The organism is Winogradskyella psychrotolerans, assembly GCF_018860545.1.
Classification (GTDB): Bacteria; Bacteroidota; Bacteroidia; order Flavobacteriales; family Flavobacteriaceae; genus Winogradskyella; species Winogradskyella psychrotolerans_A.
This window is the reverse complement of the sequence record NZ_JAHKPN010000003.1, coordinates 45356-67956: the sequence shown is the minus strand read 5'-3', so window position 1 is coordinate 67956 and position 22601 is coordinate 45356. Positions and strand designations below refer to the sequence as shown.

The following is a 22601-nucleotide window of genomic DNA, read 5'->3' as shown; positions in this document are numbered from 1 at the left end:
TAAATTCTAGAATTTAGGCTTTATAAAATCTCTATCATCAACCTAAAATTGAAATGCTGAACTATTTTCTTTTCTCTCGTTCTTGCGCATCAATTACTGCAATTGCCGCCATGTTTACAATTTCATCCACGCTAGCACCCAATTGTAAAATATGAACAGGCTTGCGCATTCCCATCATAATTGGCCCAATGGACTCTGCTTGATTTAGCTCTTTAAGCAATTTATAAGTAATATTTGCTGCATCTAAATTTGGAAATATAAGCGTGTTTACTTTTCGACCTGCTAACTTTGAAAACGGAAAAATATCTTGAAGCATTTTTGCGTTAAGTGCAAAGTCTGTTTGTAATTCACCATCCACCACCATTTCTGGATAGGCTTTATGTAAATATTCTACAGCTTCTCTTACTTTTTCGGCTCTTGGATTTTCTGAAGACCCAAAGTTAGAATATGAAATCATAGCCGTTACGGATTCTATTCCAAACATTTTTGACACACGCGATGTCATTCTAGCAATTTTAGCCAAATCTTTAGCCGAAGGATCAATATTTATTGAAGTATCACTCAAAAACATTGGCCCTCGTTGTGTCATCATAACATTGGTTGTTGCGACTCTCGCCACGCCATCTGCCATTCCAATGAGTTCTAACATAGGCCTAACAACCGATGGATAATTACGAGAATAACCTGTAACAAGCGCATCAGCATCTCCCACATTTACCATCATTGCTGCGAAATAGTTCCGCTCACGCATTTTTTTCTGTGAAGAATAAATTGTCACACCTTGACGTTTACGCTTCTCCCAATACGCTTTTGCATAACGGTTTTTACGCTCAGTTTCATCATCTGATTTTGGATCTATAATAGGCACATCCGCAATAAATTCAATCTCTGCCATTAATGATAAAATAGCGTCCTTTCGACCTAAAAGAATAGGATGTGCAATGCCTTCTTCATAAGCTATTTGAGCTGCTTTTAAAACATCTAGCTGATCTGCTTCTGCAAAGACAACGCGTTTAGGATTTGTTTTAGCTCTACCCAATAGCATACGAACTAACTTATTGTCGGACCCTAAACGTTCTAATAATGAGTTTTTATAACGATCCCAATCCTCAATTGGTTCTTTAGCGACACCACTCTCCATGGCTGCTTTTGCTACGGCCGGAGGCACTTCAGCAATAAGTCTTGGATCAAAAGGTTTTGGAATAATATAATCTCTACCAAAGGTCAAACGTGTTTCGGCATACGCGATATTCACCTGTTCTGGAACAGATTCTTTAGCTAAATCAGACAATGCCTTAACTGCTGCCATTTTCATGGCTTCGTTAATTTTTGTGGCGCGTACATCTAAAGCTCCTCTAAAAATAAAAGGAAAACCAAGCACATTATTCACTTGATTAGGATGATCACTACGACCCGTTGCCATGATTATATCATCTCTAGTATCTATAGCGAGTTGGTAATTAATCTCTGGAACCGGATTGGCCATTGCAAATACAATAGGATTTGCTGACATAGATAACAGCATTTCTGGAGTGACAATATCAGGTTGCGATAAGCCTATAAATACGTCCGCATTCTCCATAGCTTCACTTAGAGTATTTATCTTACGATCGGTGGCAAACTCAGCTTTTTGAGATGTTAAATTATCTCTGTCAGCTCTTATCACACCTTTACTATCTAACATTACAATGTTTTCACGACTCGCACCACAGGCTTGATATAATCTTGTACAAGAAATAGCAGCTGCTCCAGCTCCACTAACGACTATTTTAACATCTCCAATTTTCTTTTCTGCTATTTCTAAGGCGTTAATTAATGCCGCTGCCGATATTATTGCTGTGCCATGCTGATCGTCATGCATCACAGGAATATCCAATTCTTCCTTTAAACGACGTTCTATTTCAAAAGCTTCAGGTGCTTTTATATCTTCTAAGTTAATCCCTCCAAATGTTGGTGCTATATGTTTCACCGTTGCGATAAAAGCTTCGATATCTTCGGTATCAACTTCAATATCAAACACATCAATATCTGCAAATATTTTAAAAAGTAATCCTTTCCCTTCCATTACGGGTTTAGAAGCTTCTGGACCAATATTACCTAAACCTAAAACAGCAGTTCCGTTAGAAATTACAGCTACCAGATTCCCTTTAGCCGTATATTTATATACATTTTCTACATCTTTAGCAATCTCTAAACAAGGCTCAGCAACACCTGGAGAATACGCTAATGATAAATCGCGTTGCGATGCATACTTTTTAGTTGGCACCACTTTAATTTTACCAGGAGTTGGTTTAGCGTGATATACTAGGGCTTCTAAACGTTTGCTTTGTTTGCTCATAATTTGAATGGGTTACATATTAAACAAAAATGCATTTAATATAAGCTACAAATATAAGAAATTGAACGCTCGTCTTTCGTTTCTGCCTTTTTAAAAATAAACATTACACGTAATTATTTCATAGATAATTTACTATTTTGTTGCACCTAACATGGTATAAAATGAAAAAAGCATTACTAGTAAGCATTGCAATCGTTTTTTTTAGTGTAATTGGCTATAGTCAATCGTTAAAAAAATTTAAGCTTATAGATGAAAATAGTGGCACTGTCATTCCTTTTGCGAATATCATTTTTAACGATACGGCTTATAAAGGGACTGCAACCGATATTGATGGTGTCTTTTTTGTTACTGCAGATATTAAAAAAATCACCATAAGTTATGTAAGTTATGAAACGAAAACCGTAGAGATCGCCAACTTACAAAGTGAAATAATCACACTAAAACAAACGATTAGTGCTCTTGATGAAGTGGTTATTGATAGCGAAAATCCGGCGCATCGGATTATTAGACGGGCGGTTGCTAATAAAGAACGTAACAATCCTGAAAATCTAAATTCTTTCACCTACACATCTTATGACAAAGTTTTTGTCGATATCAATGACGAGCAACCCGAAAACGATTCCCTGAAAACTGTTGATTCATTTTTTAAAGACGCTTATGTTTTTATCACAGAAACCATTGCCAAGCATAAATATTTAAAGCCAAGATTTACTGAAGATAGTATAATTGCCAGAAGAACCTCTGGTTTTAAAAATCCAAATTTTGCTGTTTTAGCCAATAGTTTTCAGCCCTTCTCTTTTTACGATGAGTACATCTCTCTGTTCGAAACAAATTACCTAAATCCGATCTCAAAAGGAAGTACGAATAAATATAAATTCAGACTAAAAGACGAATACGTAAAAGGTCAAGATACCGTATTTGTTATTTCTTTTGAACCCAAAGCGAATCGAAATTTTGAAGGCTTAGAAGGTTTGTTGTATATCAATTCTAACCAATATGCCGTAGAAAGTGTTGATGCTTCAACGTATAATTCAGGAAAAATAGAGTTCACGATTCAGCAGAAATATAAATTTATAGACCATCAATATTGGTTCCCTGAACAGTTAAATTTTGTCATTATTATAGGTGAAGGTTTTGGTAGTTTAAAATATGTCGGTAAAAGTTATTTGTCCGATATAAGCACAAATACCCAACTGACAAAGAAAGACTTCCCGCTGGTTTCGCTCACCTTACCCGATAAAGTTGAAGGTCGCAACTCTCAGTATTGGGATGACTACAGAAAGCATACTTTAGATGTAAAAGAACGGCGTACTTATGTGTTAATGGATAGTGTTGGAGAAGCATTGAAATTAGATAAGTACTTAAAGTGGGCTCCTAGTTTGGCTAAATGGCGTCTGCCGTTCAAATATGTGGACTTAGACCTTAAAAGTCTCGCTACATACAATAAATACGAAGGTGCAAGATTAGGATTAGGCTTATATACTAACGACGATATATTTAAACATGTGTCTATTGGTGGCTATGGCGCATACGGATTTAAAGATCATACATGGAAGTATGGAGGAGAGGTTTTAGTCGATTTTCCTAGTGAAAAAGATATTTCTGTAAGTCTGAAATACAAGAATGATGTACGAGAAACAGGAACCTATTTGGGTAATACAATTGAGAACCCTTTTGTGCAACGCCATTGGATTGCTAGTCAAATGGACGCTATAGAATCGGTTAGTATTCATACAGAAATGAAACTATGGAGACATATCAATTGGAATTTAGGTTTTAATACCGCTGATGTGACTCCGCTTTACGATTATCAATTTAATACTAATGGAATACCAATGACCAATTATACCAATTCTGAAATCAATGTCGGTATTGGCTATCATGTTAATGAACAATTAATAAAAACCTTTGGTGTTACCACAAGACTACCTAGCGATGCTCCTGTTTTTAATCTTATGTATTCGAGGGGATTAAAAGGTGCATTTGATAGTGATTTTAACTATAACAAATTACGTTTTACTTTAGACCATAGCGTTATCACTAAAGGGCTTGGTAAAACAACATATCGATTAGATTTGGGCTATATTGACCGTGCACTTCCTTATGGATTACTATTTACTGGTGAAGGTACTTTAGATAAGAAAATTCCTTTTGTGGTGAAGAATTATTTCCAAACTGTGACGCCTTATGAGTTTTTGTCAGATCGTTATGCTAATTTGTTCATTACACATAATTTCGGACGGCTATTTAATAACAAAGGCCAATTTCAACCGGATGTTCTGCTCTATAATAATTTTGGAATAGGAAGTCTAGAACATACGTTGTATCATCAAAATATTGAATTTAAAACCAAAGAGGAGTTATTTTTAGAAACAGGACTAGAACTTCAGAATATTATTAAGATTCCATATTTAAATATTGGATACTTGGGTATTGGTGTTGGTGCTTTCTATCGTTATGGGTATCACAATCTTGACAAATCGAGCGATAATTTTGCTTTTAAATATTCTATGGGCTTTACGTTTAAGTAATACTTTTTAATCCTTTAAAAATTACATATTCCGTTCTAAACCAGAAAACTTAGTCCGTTTTATAGCCAATTTTTTAAATCTAAGCCTACCGCTATTTTTTTATTGTAAAAATAAATGTTGCCCCATTCCCCAACTCGGATACTACCTTAATTTGCCCTTCTAACTTTTCCACTATTTTCTTTACTGTAGCCAAACCAATACCGTTTCCTTCACGACCAAATCTATCGTGGTTAGCCACTTTTTCAAAAATATTAAATATTTTACTGTGATTTTTAGCTGCAATTCCTGGGCCATTATCTTTAACATAAAACTCATAATGGGACGGAGTTTCAAAGATATCTAATTCTATTTCAACTTTTGGCTTGTCATTATACTTAATAGCGTTTGACACCAAATTCATTATAATATGGCTTAAAGCGGTTTTATTAATTTCTATTTGAGTTAGGTTTGAATTTAAAACCAATTTAAGATTATGGTCGAAGTTAAATAGGCCTTCAATTTCGGATATTAATTTATTCAAATTGAGGTCTGATTTCTGCTCTTTTAAAATGACATCACTTCTACTATAATCTAAAAGTCCATTAATTAATTCTTTAAGATTATCAGACGATTTAATTATCATTTCTAACAATTCAATACCATCTGTATCAATCTGTAATTTATAATCTTCTAAAAATAATTCTGCTAAACTAGAAATATTTATCAGTGGAGATTTAAGATCGTGTGCTGCTATAAAAGCAAAACGTTCTAATTCTTGATTCTTTTCTTCTAATTCTGATAAAGTAATATTTAATAACGATTTGCTCTTGCGAAGCTCTAATAAATTCATCACTTGCTTTGAAAGCGCAGTAAGTGATTTTAGTTGCCCTTTACTGAGTAAATTAGGCTTGTCATCTATTACACACAAGGTACCTAATGGAAGTCCATTTTCACTTTTAAGTGGTACGCCTGCATAGAAAACGATTTTAGGACCGCCAGTAACTAATGGATTATTTTTAAAACGGTTATCTGTTCTAGCATCTTGAATCATAAATATGTTGCTCTCATCATTTATAGCATGCGCGCAAAATGCAAATTCTTTAGGTGTTTCTGTTTCATCGATGCCGTAATGCGATTTAAACCATTGTCTTTTATCATCTAAAAGCGTGACAAGTGCAATTGGTGTATTGCAAATTTCCGCAGCTATAGCTGTAATATTATCATAATCAACTTCTTGAAGTGTATCTAATATATCATAAGAATCTAAATTCTTTAATCTTTCTTTTTCATATTTATGTTCATTTGGGGCTATCATAATAAATAATTACAATTTGAAAATTTAGGGTTCTATACATGGAATATGTTATACAGTTTCCTTTATATGTCGTGTAACTTTACAACATTACCTAATCATGGCTTTTAGTATTACAGGTCTCAATATCTTAACGCCTTTCTTTAATTAGCAGTTCATCAATTTCAGAAATAGCATTAGACCTATAAGAAGCATCAGGTAAACACTACTGATAGGGTTTAATTTAGAAATAATGATTTCGACCTACAAGCTAACTAATCATTCAATTAACTTATGTTTTCTAATTGAATAGAATTAATATAACATGTATCTATACAAATATAACGAAATTTGACTTGGGTTATTTTCTTATTGCTTGCGCATTAACTTTTCAAAAACCGAATATTCCGTTCTAAACCAGAAAACTTAGTCCGTTTGACTGCCGATTTCTGAAACACTTCTTTAAAGGTATCTTCTGTAATTTCTTCCCAATCTTTTTTGGTCATATCCAATACTTCTGGATGCGGATTAAATAAAGGCTCATTGTGTGGTTTACTAAATTTATTCCAAGGACAAACATCTTGGCAAACATCGCAACCAAACATCCAATCATCAAATTTACCTTTAAATTCTGTGGGTAAATTTTCTTTAAGTTCTATGGTGAAGTACGAAATACATTTACTGCCATCTACCACATAGGGTTCGGTAATAGCTTCCGTTGGACAAGCATCGATGCATTTAGTGCAAGTACCACAATGATCGGTTGTTATGTGGTCATATTCTAATTCTAAGTCTATGATGAGTTCGGCAATAAAATAGAAAGAACCTACTTGTTGGGTTAATAAATTGGAATGTTTACCTATCCAACCTAATCCCGACTTTGCAGCCCAAGCTTTATCTAAAACTGGTGCGGAATCAACGAAAGCTCGTCCTCCAACCTCTCCAATTTCATCTTGAATAAAATACAACAACGATTTTAGTTTGTGTTTTATAACATGATGATAATCGTTTCCGTAAGCGTATTTGGATAGTTTATATGAATCTTCAGTTTGAAGTTCTGAAGGATAATAATTCAACAGTAAAGACACTACACTTTTTGAACCTTCAACAAGCAACGTCGGATCTAAGCGCTTATCGAAATGGTTTTCCATATAATGCATTTCTCCATTCATATGCTTTTGTAGCCAAGCTTCAAGTCGTGGAGCTTCTGCTTCTAGAAATTCTGCTTTACTTATGCCACAAGACAAAAATCCGAGACGCTTGGCTTCGGATTTAATGAGTTCTGTATATGTAGCTTTATGATTTAGCACTAATTTATATTTTCAAACTTCAAAAAAGCATGTTTAGGCCTCAAGGTAATTAAAGGATTAACCTCAATAGTATCTTGAACTGGATAGATTTTAAATTTTGAAACCAATTCTGATACTGCCATTATCATTTCGAACATAGCAAAATTATTACCAATACATTTTCTAGGACCTGCTCCAAATGGAAAATAGTGAGACGAATACCCTTTTGCCTTCTCTGGAGTAAACCGTTCTGGCATGAATGCTTCTGGATGTTCCCACAAGTCTTTATGTTTATGAATTTCTAAAATAGAAAATAAAAAACTTGTTCCTTTCTTTAAATGAAATCCTTTAAATGTATCGTCTTCTAAATTTACGCGATCCATAAAATAAGCTGGCGGATACAATCGCATAGATTCTTCAACCACTTGTTTAGCATATTGAGATTGCCCAATGACCGACATCAAATCAGAATTGGCATCAGCTAATACTAATTGGTACTGATGCCTTACTTTTTCTTGCCATTCTAGGTGATGGGCCAATAATTGTAATGTAAAACTTAAAGAATTAGCAGTCGTCTCATGACCCGCAACAAATAGTACTAAAATTTCATCAATGAGTTGCTCATTACTCATAGCAGAACCATCATGATAGCGCGCACTTAATAACATATCCAACAAATCATTATGCTGTGCTTGAGATTGTTTTCTTCGATTAATAATATTGAGAAGAATATCTCTAGATTCTTGAGAGCGGGATAAATGCTTTTTAATAATGCCAAAGGACTGAAAATACCATTTTAAATACGGTTGTCTTAACTCCTTCACTAACATCAGTTGATTTTCTTCCGTAACATCTTGAAGCGTCTTTATTTCATCGTTAGTAACGGCATTACTAAATAACGATTTTACAACAACCTTAAATGCTAAATCACCAAAAACAGGTAATACATCAACACTGATATTCGTTTTTAATTTTGAAACTTCTTCAACAATAGTATTCTTAATTGTGTCTAATAACGTGTCTAAACTTTTTTTGTGAAACGCAGGTTGAATTAGTTTACGTTGGGTACGCCAATAGTCACCTTCGGATGTTAATAATCCTTTTCCTAAATATTTTGCTAATTGCTCGGTTTGAATTTCAGATTTTTTATAGTTTTTCCAATTTTTCTGAAGTACGTATTCTGCTAGTTCCGCATCTCTTGAAAATACCGCATAATTACCAAATCCAATATTCAACTTAAAAATATCACCATGCTTTTCAAAATTCTTATGATGAAAAGGTAAGGGGTTATTCAATATTTTTAGCGCTTGCTTTAAAAACGTAAATGTCGAAACTTCCGGTATTTTTTTAGTCGCATTCATTAAAACAATCCTCCTTGCGTCGGTCCTTTTATTTTACCTAAATGTTTATAAGCTTGTTCCGTGACTTCTCGACCTCGAGGTGTTCGCATTATAAAGCCTTGCTGAATTAAAAATGGTTCATAGACTTCCTCAATGGTTTCTGTACTTTCGCTCACTGCCGTAGCAATAGTGCTAATACCAACTGGCCCACCTTTAAATTTATCGATTATAGTATTTAGAATCTTATTATCCATTTCGTCTAATCCGTAAGCATCAACATTCAATGCTTTTAATGCAAATTTTGCAATGGCAATATCAATTTTTCCATTGCCCTTTATTTGCGCAAAATCTCTAACACGTCTTAATAACGCATTCGCGATTCTGGGAGTGCCTCTACTTCTTCCTGCGATTTCTATAGCGGCTTCCATAGAAATTGGCATATTTAAGATGGAAGCACTACGCTGTACAATTGTTGTTAGCAATTCTGTTTTATAATATTGAAGTCTACTTTGAATCCCAAATCGTGCACGCATCGGAGCCGTTAATAATCCTGAACGCGTCGTAGCTCCAATCAATGTAAACGGGTTGAGATTAAGTTGAACAGTTCTGGCATTTGGGCCAGACTCAATCATAATATCAATCTTATAATCTTCCATAGCAGAATACAAATATTCTTCTACAATTGGACTTAACCTATGGATTTCATCAATGAAAAGTACATCACGCTCATCGAGATTTGTAAGTAAGCCTGCTAAGTCTCCCGGCTTGTCTAAAACAGGGCCGGAGGTGACTTTAATACCGACATCTAACTCGTTAGATAAGATATGCGCTAAGGTCGTTTTACCTAATCCTGGAGGCCCATGAAATAAAGTGTGATCTAGAGCTTCCTCTCTAAGATTTGCAGCTTGAACAAAAACCAATAAATTTTCCAAGACCTGATCTTGACCGGTAAAGTCTTCAAACGTTAAGGGCCTTAATTTCTTTTCAACATCAAGTTCTTCTGGACTGAAATTATCACTATTTGGATTTAGGTTGTCGTTCATCTTTAGGTCTAACGAAAGTGGGAAATCTTATATAAATTTAAAAAACATCTTAAACCCTTTAGAAGGATTTTATGCATTAAACAAATATAACGAAAAAGACCTTTGGATAGCTATCCAAAGGTCTTTCTAATTTAATAAGGCGTCCTGATAAAACAGGAATATATTTAATGTTGTAATTCCTCTTCACCTTCCATTAAAGGGACATTCTGAGGTACAAAATCTACATCGTGACCCGGCTTACTGTAGTCATAAGACCAACGGTAAACATGAGGAATCGCTCCTGGCCAGTTACCATGAACATGTTCAACAGGTGTAGTCCACTCCAGTGTTGTAGATTTCCAAGGGTTTTGCTCAGCTTTCTTACCGTAGAACATACTAGTAAAGAAGTTATATAAATAAATAATTTGAGCAAGACCACCAATAATAGCAAATATGGTAATGATTACATTGGTATTTGCTAAATCATCAAATAATGGGAAACTAGAATTAGTATAATAACGTCTAGGTAAACCTGCCATCCCAATAAAATGCATTGGGAAGAATACACCATAGGCACAAATCGCCGTAATCCAGAAATGTAAATATCCTAAGTTTTTGTTTAGCATGCGACCAAACATTTTTGGATACCAGTGATAAATCCCAGCGAACATACCATATAAGGCTGAAATACCCATAACTAAGTGGAAGTGAGCAATTACAAAATATGTATCATGTACATTGATATCTAATGCGCTATCTCCTAAAATAATACCTGTTAATCCACCTGTTATAAATGTTGAAACGAAACCAATACTGAACAGCATGGCCGGATTCATTTGTAGATTTCCTTTCCAGAGCGTGGTAATCCAGTTAAATGCTTTTACAGCTGAAGGTATAGCAATCAATAATGTTGTAAATGTAAATACAGATCCTAAGAAAGGATTCATACCGGATACAAACATATGGTGACCCCAAACAATGGTTGATAAGAATGCGATAGCTAATATCGACGCAATCATAGCACGGTAACCAAATATCGGTTTACGTGAACTTGACGCCATAATTTCAGACACTAATCCCATTGCTGGAAGAATAACGATATATACTTCTGGGTGACCTAAGAACCAAAATAAGTGCTCAAATAATACTGGTGAACCACCTTGATAATGTAATACTTCACCTTGAATAAATATATCTGATAAGAAGAATGATGTACCGAAACTTCTATCCATTATTAATAACAATGCTGCTGACAATAAAACTGGGAATGATACCACACCAATAACGGCAGTTACAAAGAACGCCCAAATTGTTAAAGGTAATCTTGTCATAGACATCCCTTTTGTTCTCAAATTGATTACGGTAACAATGTAATTTAATGATCCTAACAATGAAGACGCAATAAAAATAGCCATAGATATAAGCCATAAGGTCATCCCTAAACCAGAACCACCAGAAGCCATAGGTAATGCCGACAATGGAGGGTAGATTGTCCACCCTGCAGCAGCTGGACCAGCTTCCACAAATAAAGAACTTATCATAATAACACATGATAAGAAGAATAACCAATATGATACCATGTTAAGAAAACCAGACGCCATATCTCGGGCACCAATTTGTAACGGTATTAATAAGTTACTAAACGTACCACTTAAACCAGCAGTTAATACAAAGAATACCATAATGGTACCGTGTATGGTTACTAATGCTAAATAAACATCCGCATTCATAACTCCGTCAGGAGCCCATTTACCTAATAATGCTTCAAATAATACATTTGGCTCTTCTGGCCAAGCAATTTGCATACGAAACATAATAGACATTAAAACACCAATAACACCCATTATCGTACCAGTAATTAAATACTGTTTAGCAATCATTTTATGATCAATACTAAAGATGTACTTAGTTACAAATGTTTCTTTGTGATGATGTACGTCGTGGTCTTCGTCGTGACCGTGTGTATCTACTGTTGCTGACATAATCTGTTTATCTTTTTCTTAAAAGCTTAGTTAGTTTAATGAATTTGGGAATGTTTTTTGTTCTTTCATCCACGCATCAAATTCTTCTTGTGTTTCTACAATTATCTTCATTTGCATATTGTAGTGCGATTTTCCACAAATCTTATTACATAATAATAGGTAATCAAATTCGTAAAGTAATTCTTGACCAGATTCTTCAATCTCAACTATTCTTTCTTTTCGAAGGTCATTAATGTTTTTAACTTTCTCTACAATATCAGGATTCTGACGCATATCAGCAGTCGTCACAGTCGGAGTAAAAGCAAATTGCGTTACCATTCCCGGTACACAATTCATTTGCGCTCTAAAGTGAGGCATATAAGCTGAGTGTAGAACATCTTGAGAACGCATTTTAAATACAACTTGTTGACCAACTGGCAAATGCAATTCAGAAACAACAACATCATCCTGTGCATTTGGATCATCTTCATCAACTCCTAATGTATTAGCACGGTCAATATCAATTAATCTCACGTTAGCTTTTCCTAAAACGTTATCATTACCACTATATCTAGCCGTCCATTTGAATTGCTGAGCATATAATTCAATAACCATTGGGTCTTCGTCTTCATCGACATTCATGATGTCATTCCAAGTGAATAAACCATAAATAATTAAACCAGCTAAAACAATAACAGGTATAATCGTCCAGATAAATTCTAACGTATTATTATCAGCATAGAACAACGCTTTTCTTCCTTTCTCACCTTTATACTTATAGGCGAAATAGTGTAATAGAAATTGCGTGATCGTTTGAACTATGAAGATCACTACCATAGAGATAATCATAAGATTATCCACTTCAGCACCATGTTCAGAGGCCGCGTTTGATAAAAGTGGTAAATCACCGATATACCAAAAACACAGGATGGTAATCAGGTAGATAAACACTAAAAAACCTATCATTAAGTAACCATTAATCTTGTTGTCGTGATCATCCGCTATCTGCGAATTAACCGTTCCAACCTGAGCGAGGTCAAATATTTTTACCATTTGCCACAAGGCAACAGCTACAAAGAGTACAATTATAATTGTTAATAAAGCAGTCATTATCGTTTCTGTTCTAATTTAAAAATTAATAATGGAAATTTTCACTTTCCTTAACAAATGGATTTCCTTTTGCTAACAATGGATATTTACCAAGTGATGTAAATACTAAAAATATAAATAAGCCAGCAAAGAATAATATTGAGCTTATTTCTGGAATTCCAATAAACCATCTGTCACCTACAGTTGCAGGCATAATCATATTGAAAATATCTAAATAATGTCCGCAAAGAATAACAATTCCTGTCATAATTACAAACCAATTTACACGTTTAAAGTCACTATTCATTAATAATAATAGTGGGAATAAAAAGTTCATAGCCACCATACCAAAGAATGGTAATTTAAAATCATTAATACGTGTGATAAAGTATGTTACTTCTTCAGGTATATTTGAATACCAAATTAGCATAAATTGAGAAAACCATAAATAGGTCCAGAAAATACTAAAACCAAACATAAACTTTGCTAAATCATGAATATGACTATCATTTACATGCTCTAATAAACCTTTAGACTTCAAATAAACGGTAACCATCGCAATAACCGTAATACCACAAACTAGCATACCAGATAACACATACCATCCAAATAAGGTACTAAACCAGTGTGGGTCAACACTCATTATCCAATCCCAAGACATTATTGATTCTGTATATATAAAAAATACTAGGAAACCAGCCGAAATTCGGAAGTTCTTTTTAAAGTTACTTTTATCATTAATATCTGCATTGTCTTGTGCTAGTGAGAATTTTCTAGAAAAATACTGGTAAGCAGACCAACCTGCTAAGAAAATAATAGCACGTATAAAGAATCCGGTTTTATTTAACCAACCTGATTTATTAGCCACTAAAGCATCATAATTAGGACTCCCTTCTGTTGTCATACCATCTGTTAACCAAATAAATACATGGCTATCAGCAAAAAATGCAACTAATAGTAAAAGTATTCCACCCGGCAAAACATATGAAGTGATACCTTCCATCACTCTAAATAATACTGGAGACCAACCTGCTTGTGCAGCATGCTGTATAGCATAAAATGCCAATACACCTAAAGCTATCATAAAGAAAAAGAAACCTGCGACGTACAATGCTGACCAAGGTCTGTTATGTACTTGATGTAATACGTGCTCAACATGCGCTTTATGCTCATCAACATGACTACCATCTGAATGGTCACCTTCAGCATGCGAAGCCCCATGTGCTTCCTCAACAGTAGCAACTTCAGAAACCTCACCATGATGAGATTCTTCGTTTAGCATTGTTTCGATATCCTCAAAAGACTTATGAGAATCCATGAAGCCATAACCAACACCTAATGCACCTAAAATCATTAAAATGATTGCTCCTATTCTTAATCGATTTGAAATTTTATATTCCATTATATAATCTTTATCTAAATCTTATTTTTCTAAATCAGCCTTAAGTTTCTCAACATAAGCAACAACTTGCCAACGCTCTTCTTCATTCAATTGGTTAGCGTAAGAACCCATTGTATTTTTACCGTAATATAACGTATGGTAAATACTTCCGGTTGTAATGGCTCTACCAACATCAGCATAACTAGGTACACCTAAAATCTTTTCGCGAGAGACTAACTTACCTTTACCATCACCTTTATTCCCGTGGCAAATACCACAGTAAATTCCGTATAGTTCACCACCTCTATCATAATCGATATCAGCTGCATCAATAGGATTAGTTAGATTTGCTTTAGCAAACGTAAATCCTTCAACTGTGTTATCAATCTCAAACGGCATAAAATCACCTCTTGGTATTGAACCTTCAGCTGGTAACTGACCTTGCTTTCCATTTGGAAACGCATCTGATTCTTGATAAGTTTCATAACCAATCGGTTCATACATATTTGGCATGTATTGATAGTTTGGCCTAGAATTCTCTTGGCAAGATACAAGACTTACCAATAATCCTAATACTACGATATATTTTGTGGCTATCTTCATATTAATGTGCATCTTCATCTTTATCAATAATGTTTATCTCAACAGCCCCTGTTGATTTCAACAAATTCGTTAATGATTCTTCGTTATTATGAACTGCGATTTCCATTAAAAAATGGTCATCTGTAGTTCTTGGATCAGGATTCTCGGCGTCCTTAAATGGCCACATTCTACTTCTTAAGTAAAACGTTATTACCATTAAGTGCGCAGCAAAAAATACCGTTAGCTCAAACATAATAGGAACAAATGCAGGCATATTTTCTAAATAACTAAAGCTTGGTTTACCTCCAATATCTTGTGGCCAATCTTTAATCATTATAAAATTCATCATAGCAAAAGCGACAGATATACCAATACAGCCATAAATAAATGCTGTAATAGCTAAACGTGTCGGAGCTAATCCCATTGCTTTGTCTAGTCCGTGAACCGGAAAAGGTGTATATACCTCTTCGATATGATGTTTTTCTGCTTTTACCGTTTTAACGGCAGACATTAATACATCATCATCTGTATAAATAGCATGAATTACTTTCGAAGCTTCCATAAACTATATTAGTTGTTTAATAAATTTTTAGCTTGTCCTGACCAATCATCACGTTCTGCTCTTCCTGGGAAAGAACCTGCAATTTCATCTAACAAGTCGTATTCTCTTTTTGTCATTTTACTTACTTGTGCATAAGTAAAGATACCAATGTTATTAAGTACCTCTTCCATTTTTGGACCAATACCACTAATCACTTTTAAGTCATCTGCAGTTTGTAAAGAAGCATCAAATCTTCCGACACCTTCTAATAAGTTCCCTAATTTCTCCGTATTATCTTGAAGCGGTTTAGAGGCTGTTGTTTCTTCTGGAATCTTAAAATTAGATGTTCTTGCATCTGCACCAGAACCTACCAAGCTATCTCCACGCTCTCTAATATTCTTATAACTTTCACCTGAAGATTTTAATATGGTTTTAACTTCTGCTTGTGCTATTACTGGGAATGTACGTGCGTACAATAAGAATAATACAAAGAAGAATCCAATAGTTCCGATAAAAATACCGATATCCACAAATGTTGGAGAGAACATGGTCCATGATGATGGCAAGTAATCTCTATGTAATGAGGTTACAATAATTACAAAACGCTCAAACCACATTCCGATGTTTACAATAATCGATATAAAGAACGAGAACATAATACTTGTTCTTAGTTTCTTAAACCACATAAACTGTGGAGAGAATACGTTAAAAGTCATCATACACCAGTATGCCCACCAGTATGGTCCTGTTGCTCTGTTTAAGAATGCAAACTGTTCGTATTCTACACCAGAATACCATGCAATAAACAATTCTGTGATATAGGCTACACCAACGATAGAACCTGTAATCATAATGACAATGTTCATTAACTCGATGTGTTGTACTGTAATATAATCTTCAAGGTTACATACTTTTCTCATAATAATAAGAAGTGTGTTTACCATAGCGAATCCAGAGAATACCGCACCTGCAACAAAGTAAGGTGGGAAAATCGTTGTATGCCAACCTGGAATAACTGATGTTGCGAAATCAAAAGATACAATAGTGTGTACAGAAAGTACTAACGGTGTAGCTAAACCAGCAAGTACCAAAGATACTTCTTCAAAACGTTGCCAATCTTTTGCTCTACCAGACCAACCGAAACTTACTAAAGCATAAATTTTCTTTTGAAAAGGTTTGACAGCTCTATCTCTTAACATTGCAAAATCTGGTAATAAACCTGTCCACCAGAAAACTAATGATACGGATAAATACGTCGAAATTGCAAATACATCCCAAAGTAAAGGCGAGTTAAAGTTTACCCATAACGAACCAAATTGATTAGGAATTGGTAATACCCAATAGGCTAACCATGGACGACCCATGTGAATAATTGGGAACAATCCTGCTTGGAAAACCGCAAAGATGGTCATTGCTTCTGCAGAACGGTTAATTGCCATTCTCCATTTTTGACGGAATAATAATAGTACTGCAGAAATTAATGTTCCTGCGTGACCAATACCAACCCACCAAACGAAGTTAGTAATATCCCAAGCCCAGTTTACGGTCTTGTTAAGACCCCAAACTCCAATACCAGTTGATACGGTATAAATAATACAACCTATTCCCCAAAGAAATGCTACTAAAGCAATGCTGAAAACAATCCACCATGCTTTGTTGGCTTTGCCTTCCACTGGTCCTGCTACATCTAATGTAACATCGTGATACGATTTCTCGCCAGTGACTAAAGGTCTTCTAATAGGTGCTTCGTAATGAGACGCCATAATTATATACTTGTTTCTTTAATTATTTTATTCATTTGAAATTGAAACTCTCCAACTTCAGACTTATTACTTTCTATGTGTTTCTAACCTTTGTTTGATAAATCACGTTAGGTTTTGTACCTACGTATTCTAACATGTGATACATACGGTCATCTTCTTTTAACGCTGATATTTTGCTGTCTTTATCGTTAACATCACCAAAGATCATTGCTCCATTTCCACATGCCGCTGAACAGGCTGTTTCAAATTCACCATCTTTAATTTCTCTACCATCACGCTTAGCATCTAGAATTGTTTTCTGTGTTTTTTGGATACACATAGAACATTTTTCCATAACACCACGAGACCTTACAACAACATCTGGATTTAATACCATACGGCCTAAATCGTCATTCATGTAATAATCAAACTCATCATTCTTGTTGTATAAGAACCAGTTGAAACGACGAACTTTATACGGACAGTTGTTTGCACAATAACGTGTACCTACACAACGGTTATATGCCATTTGGTTTTGACCTTGACGACCGTGTACTGTTGCTGCAACAGGACAAACCGTTTCACATGGTGCATGATTACAGTGCTGACACATTACAGGCTGAAAAACAACTTGAGGATTATCTGCAGGATCTTCTAATCTAGCAAAAGTAGATAATGATCCATCACTCTGTCCATCACCAAACACATAATTTCCTAATCCAAGACCATCTGTAGCTTCTTTTTCTTCAATATCTTCACTAAACGTATCTTGATGAGAATAATAACGATCAATACGCAACCAATGCATATCTCTACTACGTCTCATTTCAGATTTACCAACTACTGGCACATTGTTTTCTGCATGACATGCAATTACACATGCTCCACAACCTGTACACGCATTTAAGTCGATAGATAAGTTAAAATGATGACCTATTGAACGATCAAACTCATCCCATAAATCAACATCTGGAGATGTTACAGGAGTCTCAACGTGATTAAGAGATACATTAGGAGTTTTGTTCCATCCATGCTCTTCATCTTCTTTGCCGTAAGTATTAAAAATTTCTAATCGTGTTTCTTTGATAATGTCACCACGACCCATTAACGTATTATGTAATTGTACACAAGCAAACTCATGTTCACCAGCTACTTTTTCAATAGTTACATTTTGAACGGCATTGAAACCTTGGTATAACGGATACGCGTTAACACCAGTTTTCATTTCGTCTTTTAGTGCATTAGATGTTCTACCATAACCAAATGCTAGACCAACAGATCCTTTTGCTTGACCTGGTTGAATAATAACAGGTAAAGTAATCGCTTCCGCTCCATTAACTGAAACTTTTGCATAACTACCATTTAATCCACCATTCGCAACATTCCAGTTTTTTATTTCTAATGTATCGGCATCAGCTTGAGAAATGGTTAAATAGTTATCCCAAGTTGTTCTTGTAATAGGATCTGGAAATTCTTGTAACCAAGGGTTATTAGCTTGTTGACCATCACCCATACCTGTTTTAGTATAAAGTGACAACTCCATACCTTCAACTAATTTCGTTTGCGCTAATGCTCTTGCCGCAGCACCACCAGTTAACACGGATGCTACATTTATACTATCAGATGTATTATTTACAGTTGTAGACGTCGTAGTAGTTACATACTCGTCTTTATCTTCATCTTTGATACCAACACCTACAGCAACATCATGAATGACACCACCTAAAAATGTTCTATCCTTTTTATCTTTTAATTCAGTAGTACTGGTTTCAGTAGTTGTAGAAGATCCTGTTGAACCACTTCCATTTCCAGAAGTACCTACAACAAAAACACCATCTTGAACTGCTTTATTAAATGAAGCACCATTTAATATACTTTGTGTCCAAACTGATTTTAAATAATCTCTATAGGCCCCAGATGTTTCAGTCCAGCTCATTAAAATTTCTTGAAACTGCTTCGTATCAAACAAAGGACGAATCGTTGGCTGCATCATTGAATAATGTCCAGCTTTTAATTCAACATCTCCCCAAGATTCTAAATAATGAGGTGCAGCTGCTATATAATGACATTTTGTTGACGTCTCATCTTGTTTCATTGAGAACGCAACAGATAAATCTGTCTTGGCAAGACCTTCAGCAAAATCAGCGGCATTTGGCAGCGTGTACATTGGGTTAACACCATTCATAATGATGGCTCCAACTTTACCCGCTTTCATATCAGCTACTAATTGGGTTATTGCCTTAGCACTACCCTGTCTAGTTTTAATTGTTGTTTTCGGATCAAACGCTTTACTTCTTAAGTGCGCATTGATTTCTAAAACTGTTGTTTGGGCATCCACATCTTGGATACCTGTAACTACAACAGCATTACTACCAGCTTTACTTAATTCGTTAGCCGCAGCTTGAACCGCTTTGTCTAATGCTTCAGGAAGACTAATACTTCCAACAGAATTTCCAGTAATACTACTATATAATTTAGCTAAAGCTAATTTTTGTTCACTTGGTGTTAAAGGCACACGCTTATCCGCATTAGCACCAGATAATGTCATATTAGATTCAAACTGAATATGTCTCGACATTTTACCGTTCTCTGGGATACGCTTTTTAGCATACGCAGACTCAAACCCTCCACCTTGCCAATCACCTAAGAAATCCGCACCAACGGAAACAATAGTCATGGCTTTAGAGAAATCGTAATTCGCCATTCCTCTTGAGCCATACTTTGCTTGGTAGGCATCTAAAGTTGCAGATTCTGAAACTGCATCATATGCAACGTGATTTACATTACCATATTTAGCTTTGAATTCTGCAATTAATTTATTTGTAGATGGACTTGGCATCGATTGCGTTAACAACACAATTTGTTTACCATTAAGCCCCTTTAATTTTGAAGTTGTTTCCGATAAAAACGTATCCCAAGAGATTTTAGACTCACCTTTCATTGGAGACTTCACTCTAAGGTTATCATACAATCCTAAAACTGAAGCATTAACTCTAGCATTTGCTGTTCCGTTTGTGGCAGCATCCGTATTGTTTTCAATTTTAATAGGACGTCCTTCTCTTGTCTTCACTAAAACACTAGCAAAATCAAAACCATCTGCAATTGTGGTTGCATAATAGTTAGCAACACCAGGAACAATCTCAGTGGGTTGCACTACATAAGGAATGGATTTAATAACAGGTCCTTCACAGGCCGCTAAAGAAGCAGCTGCTGTACTAAAACCAACGTATTTTAAGAAATCACGACGCGACGTAGATGAAGACTCTAAAGACTCTTTATCTCCCAAAAAATCGTCTGTAGGAATCTCTTCCACAAATTCATTCTGTTGAAGCGCCTCAACAATAGAGCTATTTTCGTTTAGCTCTTCAACACTTTTCCAGTATTTCTTGTTTGATGACATAATATATATTTACGATTTTTGATTTCTGATTTACGATTACTCGGCATTTTCAACACGTCGTAAATCGTCAATCGTAATTCTTTAAACTTCTTCTAATTATTAATAATGGCACTTACCACATTCCAAACCACCCATTTGTGCGACTGTCAATTCCTCAACACCATACTTTTTAGATAATTCTTCATGAATTTTAGTGTAATACTCGTTATCCTTAACTTTTACATTCGTTTCTCTGTGACAGTTAATACACCATCCCATAGTTAAAGGAGCATGCTGATACATGATTTCCATTTCTTCAACAGGACCATGACATGTTTGACATTCAATACCTCCAACCTCTACGTGTTGAGAGTGATTGAAATAAGCAAAGTCAGGCAGGTTATGAATACGTATCCATTTTACAGGGTGTGATTCGCCAGTGTAACCAGTTCCATCCCATCCAACAGCATCATATAATTTTTGAATTTCAGCGTTGTAGTCTACACTATGTTCACTCATCCCTTCTGCAAAGGTATCCTCAGATACTTCTGAAATCGATTTATGACAATTCATACAAACATTTAACGAAGGAATACCAGATGTTTTACTCACCCTGGCAGAAGAGTGACAATATTTACAGTCAATACCATTATCTCCAGCATGAATCCTGTGCGAATAATGAATTGGTTGCACTGGCTCGTAACCTTGATCTACACCCACCTGCATAAAGAAACCATAAACAAAATATCCACTAGCCAATAAGAAGACAACCGCAGTAACCAATACTAAAAATTGATTCTGAACAAACGCTTTCCATAATGGTGTTCTTTTATTTTCAGCCTCAACCTCGATTCCTTTAGCCTCAGCAAAACGATTCAATGTTTTATTAACTAAAAACAACGCCATTGCTAATAATGCGAATAATAAGGCGAGCGCTCCAAGAATTAAATCATTGGATATTCCACTTGTTTGAACAGCACCCCCATCAGTCGCACCCTCCACAACTACAGGTTCTGGTTTTGGTGCAGCCGTATAAGCTAAGATGTCAGAAATATTCTGATCACTTAACTGAGGAAAAGGTGTCATTGGAACATTATTCCACTCAGCTAATAATTTATTTGCATAAGCATCACCAGATTTAATAACTGATGCGCTATTTCTAATCCAAGCACTAATCCATGCTCTATCTAAACCTTGTTCATCCGCTAATCTTGCTTCTACATTACGCAAAGCTGGACCCGTCATTGGCTTATCTAGTTTATGACATGCTGCACAATTAGAATTAAAGAGCGATTTTCCATTTACTGGATCACCGTCTTGAGCTATAAGGGAGGTTGAAAAAGAAAGCAATAGAACAAGACAAAGACTAAAAATCTTTGAGGTTAAACTACAGTAAATCACCTGTTTCATATTATAAGTTGGATTATCTTCTAAACTTTGGTACGATTTTTTCATTCAAAAAGTGAAAAAAGATGTTATAAAAACTCTGGCAAAAGTAACATTTAAAGTGGATTTTGAAAATCTTAGAGAAGTGTTAATAGATAATTTATACTAATTCTAAATAATAATTTTTAAAATTTATTGTGCGAATATTCGTTACCCATTTATCGACCTCTTGAAGTGCAATTGATTACAATTGGAATGTCGATTAAAAAATATGACACAGGTTAATTAGAATACTTTACCTTTGTCAAATAATTTAAACTTATGAAATTAAAAAATAGAACAATTGCCCTTTTAATCGTTGGTTTTAGCCTGACCACTTCCATGCATGCACAACAAGGTGTGGTTAACGTGAGTCAAGACAGTGATATTGACAAATTACTAGAGTATAAAAAGGACATTAAAACCTTAAAGGTATATAAAATACAAGTGTATCAAAGTGTAGATATTGATATGGCGAAGCGAGAGAAAGAAAATTTCTTAAACACCTATGACGAATGGCCTACAGAGATTATTTGGAATACGCCAAATTATAAGGTTTGGGTCGGTAATTTTGCCACTAGACTGGAAGCTGATCGTGCTTTAGCGAAGATTAAAGAAAACTATATGTACGCTAATATTCTTCAGCCAAAAACCGAAAAATAAATATTTCATTTTATACCATAAAAAAAACCGACAATCTCTTGTCGGTTT

At 35.1% G+C, this 22601-nt stretch carries 15 protein-coding genes; 2 read left to right on the top strand and 13 right to left on the bottom strand.

All coding sequences use genetic code 11. The features are described 5' to 3' along the window. Nucleotides 1–61: 61 nt before the first annotated feature. Complete coding sequence (locus tag KO515_RS02100; RefSeq protein ID WP_215934731.1) at nucleotides 62–2338, bottom strand: NADP-dependent malic enzyme; 2277 nt, start codon at nucleotides 2336–2338, stop codon at nucleotides 62–64. 161 nt (nucleotides 2339–2499) lie between these two features. Here KO515_RS02100 and KO515_RS02095 point away from each other — a divergent pair, with 161 nt between their 5' ends. Then, nucleotides 2500–4869 carry a DUF5686 family protein gene (locus KO515_RS02095; RefSeq protein WP_215934730.1) on the top strand — a complete coding sequence of 790 codons (2370 nt, stop codon included), beginning with the start codon at nucleotides 2500–2502 and terminating at the stop codon, nucleotides 4867–4869. A gap of 91 nt (nucleotides 4870–4960) precedes the next feature. On the opposite strand, the gene KO515_RS02090 is transcribed toward KO515_RS02095, so the two are convergent. From KO515_RS02090 to KO515_RS02035, 12 genes are all read right to left on the bottom strand, one after another. After that, the gene (locus KO515_RS02090) at nucleotides 4961–6163 is read right to left on the bottom strand and encodes a sensor histidine kinase (RefSeq protein WP_215934729.1); all 1203 of its coding nucleotides are present in this window, start codon (nucleotides 6161–6163) and stop codon (nucleotides 4961–4963) included. Nucleotides 6164–6522: 359 nt separating this feature from the next. Beyond that, nucleotides 6523–7449: a tRNA epoxyqueuosine(34) reductase QueG gene (gene queG, locus KO515_RS02085; protein ID WP_215934728.1), complete on the bottom strand. Its 927-nt coding sequence runs from the start codon at nucleotides 7447–7449 to the stop codon at nucleotides 6523–6525. After that, complete coding sequence (locus tag KO515_RS02080) at nucleotides 7449–8723, bottom strand: cytochrome P450 (protein ID WP_354668260.1); 1275 nt, start codon at nucleotides 8721–8723, stop codon at nucleotides 7449–7451. The genes queG and KO515_RS02080 overlap by 1 nt, the downstream gene beginning before the upstream one ends. Nucleotides 8724–8788: 65 nt before the next feature. Then, a complete protein-coding gene (ruvB, locus tag KO515_RS02075; RefSeq protein WP_215934726.1) occupies nucleotides 8789–9811 on the bottom strand; it encodes a Holliday junction branch migration DNA helicase RuvB in 1023 nt (340 codons plus the stop codon). 164 nt (nucleotides 9812–9975) lie between these two features. After that, nucleotides 9976–11772 carry a cytochrome c oxidase subunit I gene (locus KO515_RS02070; protein WP_215934725.1) on the bottom strand — a complete coding sequence of 599 codons (1797 nt, stop codon included), beginning with the start codon at nucleotides 11770–11772 and terminating at the stop codon, nucleotides 9976–9978. A gap of 30 nt (nucleotides 11773–11802) precedes the next feature. Next, nucleotides 11803–12861 carry a cytochrome c oxidase subunit II gene (locus tag KO515_RS02065; protein WP_215934724.1) on the bottom strand — a complete coding sequence of 353 codons (1059 nt, stop codon included), beginning with the start codon at nucleotides 12859–12861 and terminating at the stop codon, nucleotides 11803–11805. 25 nt (nucleotides 12862–12886) lie between these two features. Next, nucleotides 12887–14242: a quinol:cytochrome C oxidoreductase gene (locus tag KO515_RS02060; protein ID WP_215934723.1), complete on the bottom strand. Its 1356-nt coding sequence runs from the start codon at nucleotides 14240–14242 to the stop codon at nucleotides 12887–12889. Between the two features lie 21 nt (nucleotides 14243–14263). Further along, nucleotides 14264–14824: a c-type cytochrome gene (locus KO515_RS02055; RefSeq protein ID WP_215934722.1), complete on the bottom strand. Its 561-nt coding sequence runs from the start codon at nucleotides 14822–14824 to the stop codon at nucleotides 14264–14266. 1 nt (nucleotide 14825) lies between these two features. Further along, nucleotides 14826–15365, bottom strand: coding sequence for a DUF3341 domain-containing protein (locus KO515_RS02050; protein ID WP_215934721.1), 540 nt, complete (start codon nucleotides 15363–15365; stop codon nucleotides 14826–14828). Between the two features lie 8 nt (nucleotides 15366–15373). Continuing rightward, complete coding sequence (nrfD, locus tag KO515_RS02045) at nucleotides 15374–17107, bottom strand: NrfD/PsrC family molybdoenzyme membrane anchor subunit (protein WP_215934720.1); 1734 nt, start codon at nucleotides 17105–17107, stop codon at nucleotides 15374–15376. 73 nt (nucleotides 17108–17180) lie between these two features. Further along, a complete protein-coding gene (locus KO515_RS02040; RefSeq protein WP_215934719.1) occupies nucleotides 17181–20486 on the bottom strand; it encodes a TAT-variant-translocated molybdopterin oxidoreductase in 3306 nt (1101 codons plus the stop codon). Between the two features lie 99 nt (nucleotides 20487–20585). Beyond that, entirely contained in the window at nucleotides 20586–21875 is a 1290-nt protein-coding gene (locus tag KO515_RS02035; protein WP_215934742.1) for a c-type cytochrome, read from the bottom strand. 297 nt (nucleotides 21876–22172) lie between these two features. Here KO515_RS02035 and KO515_RS02030 point away from each other — a divergent pair, with 297 nt between their 5' ends. Continuing rightward, on the top strand, nucleotides 22173–22553 hold the full coding sequence (locus KO515_RS02030; protein WP_215934718.1) for an SPOR domain-containing protein: 381 nt from the start codon (nucleotides 22173–22175) through the stop codon (nucleotides 22551–22553). Nucleotides 22554–22601: the final 48 nt, after the last annotated feature.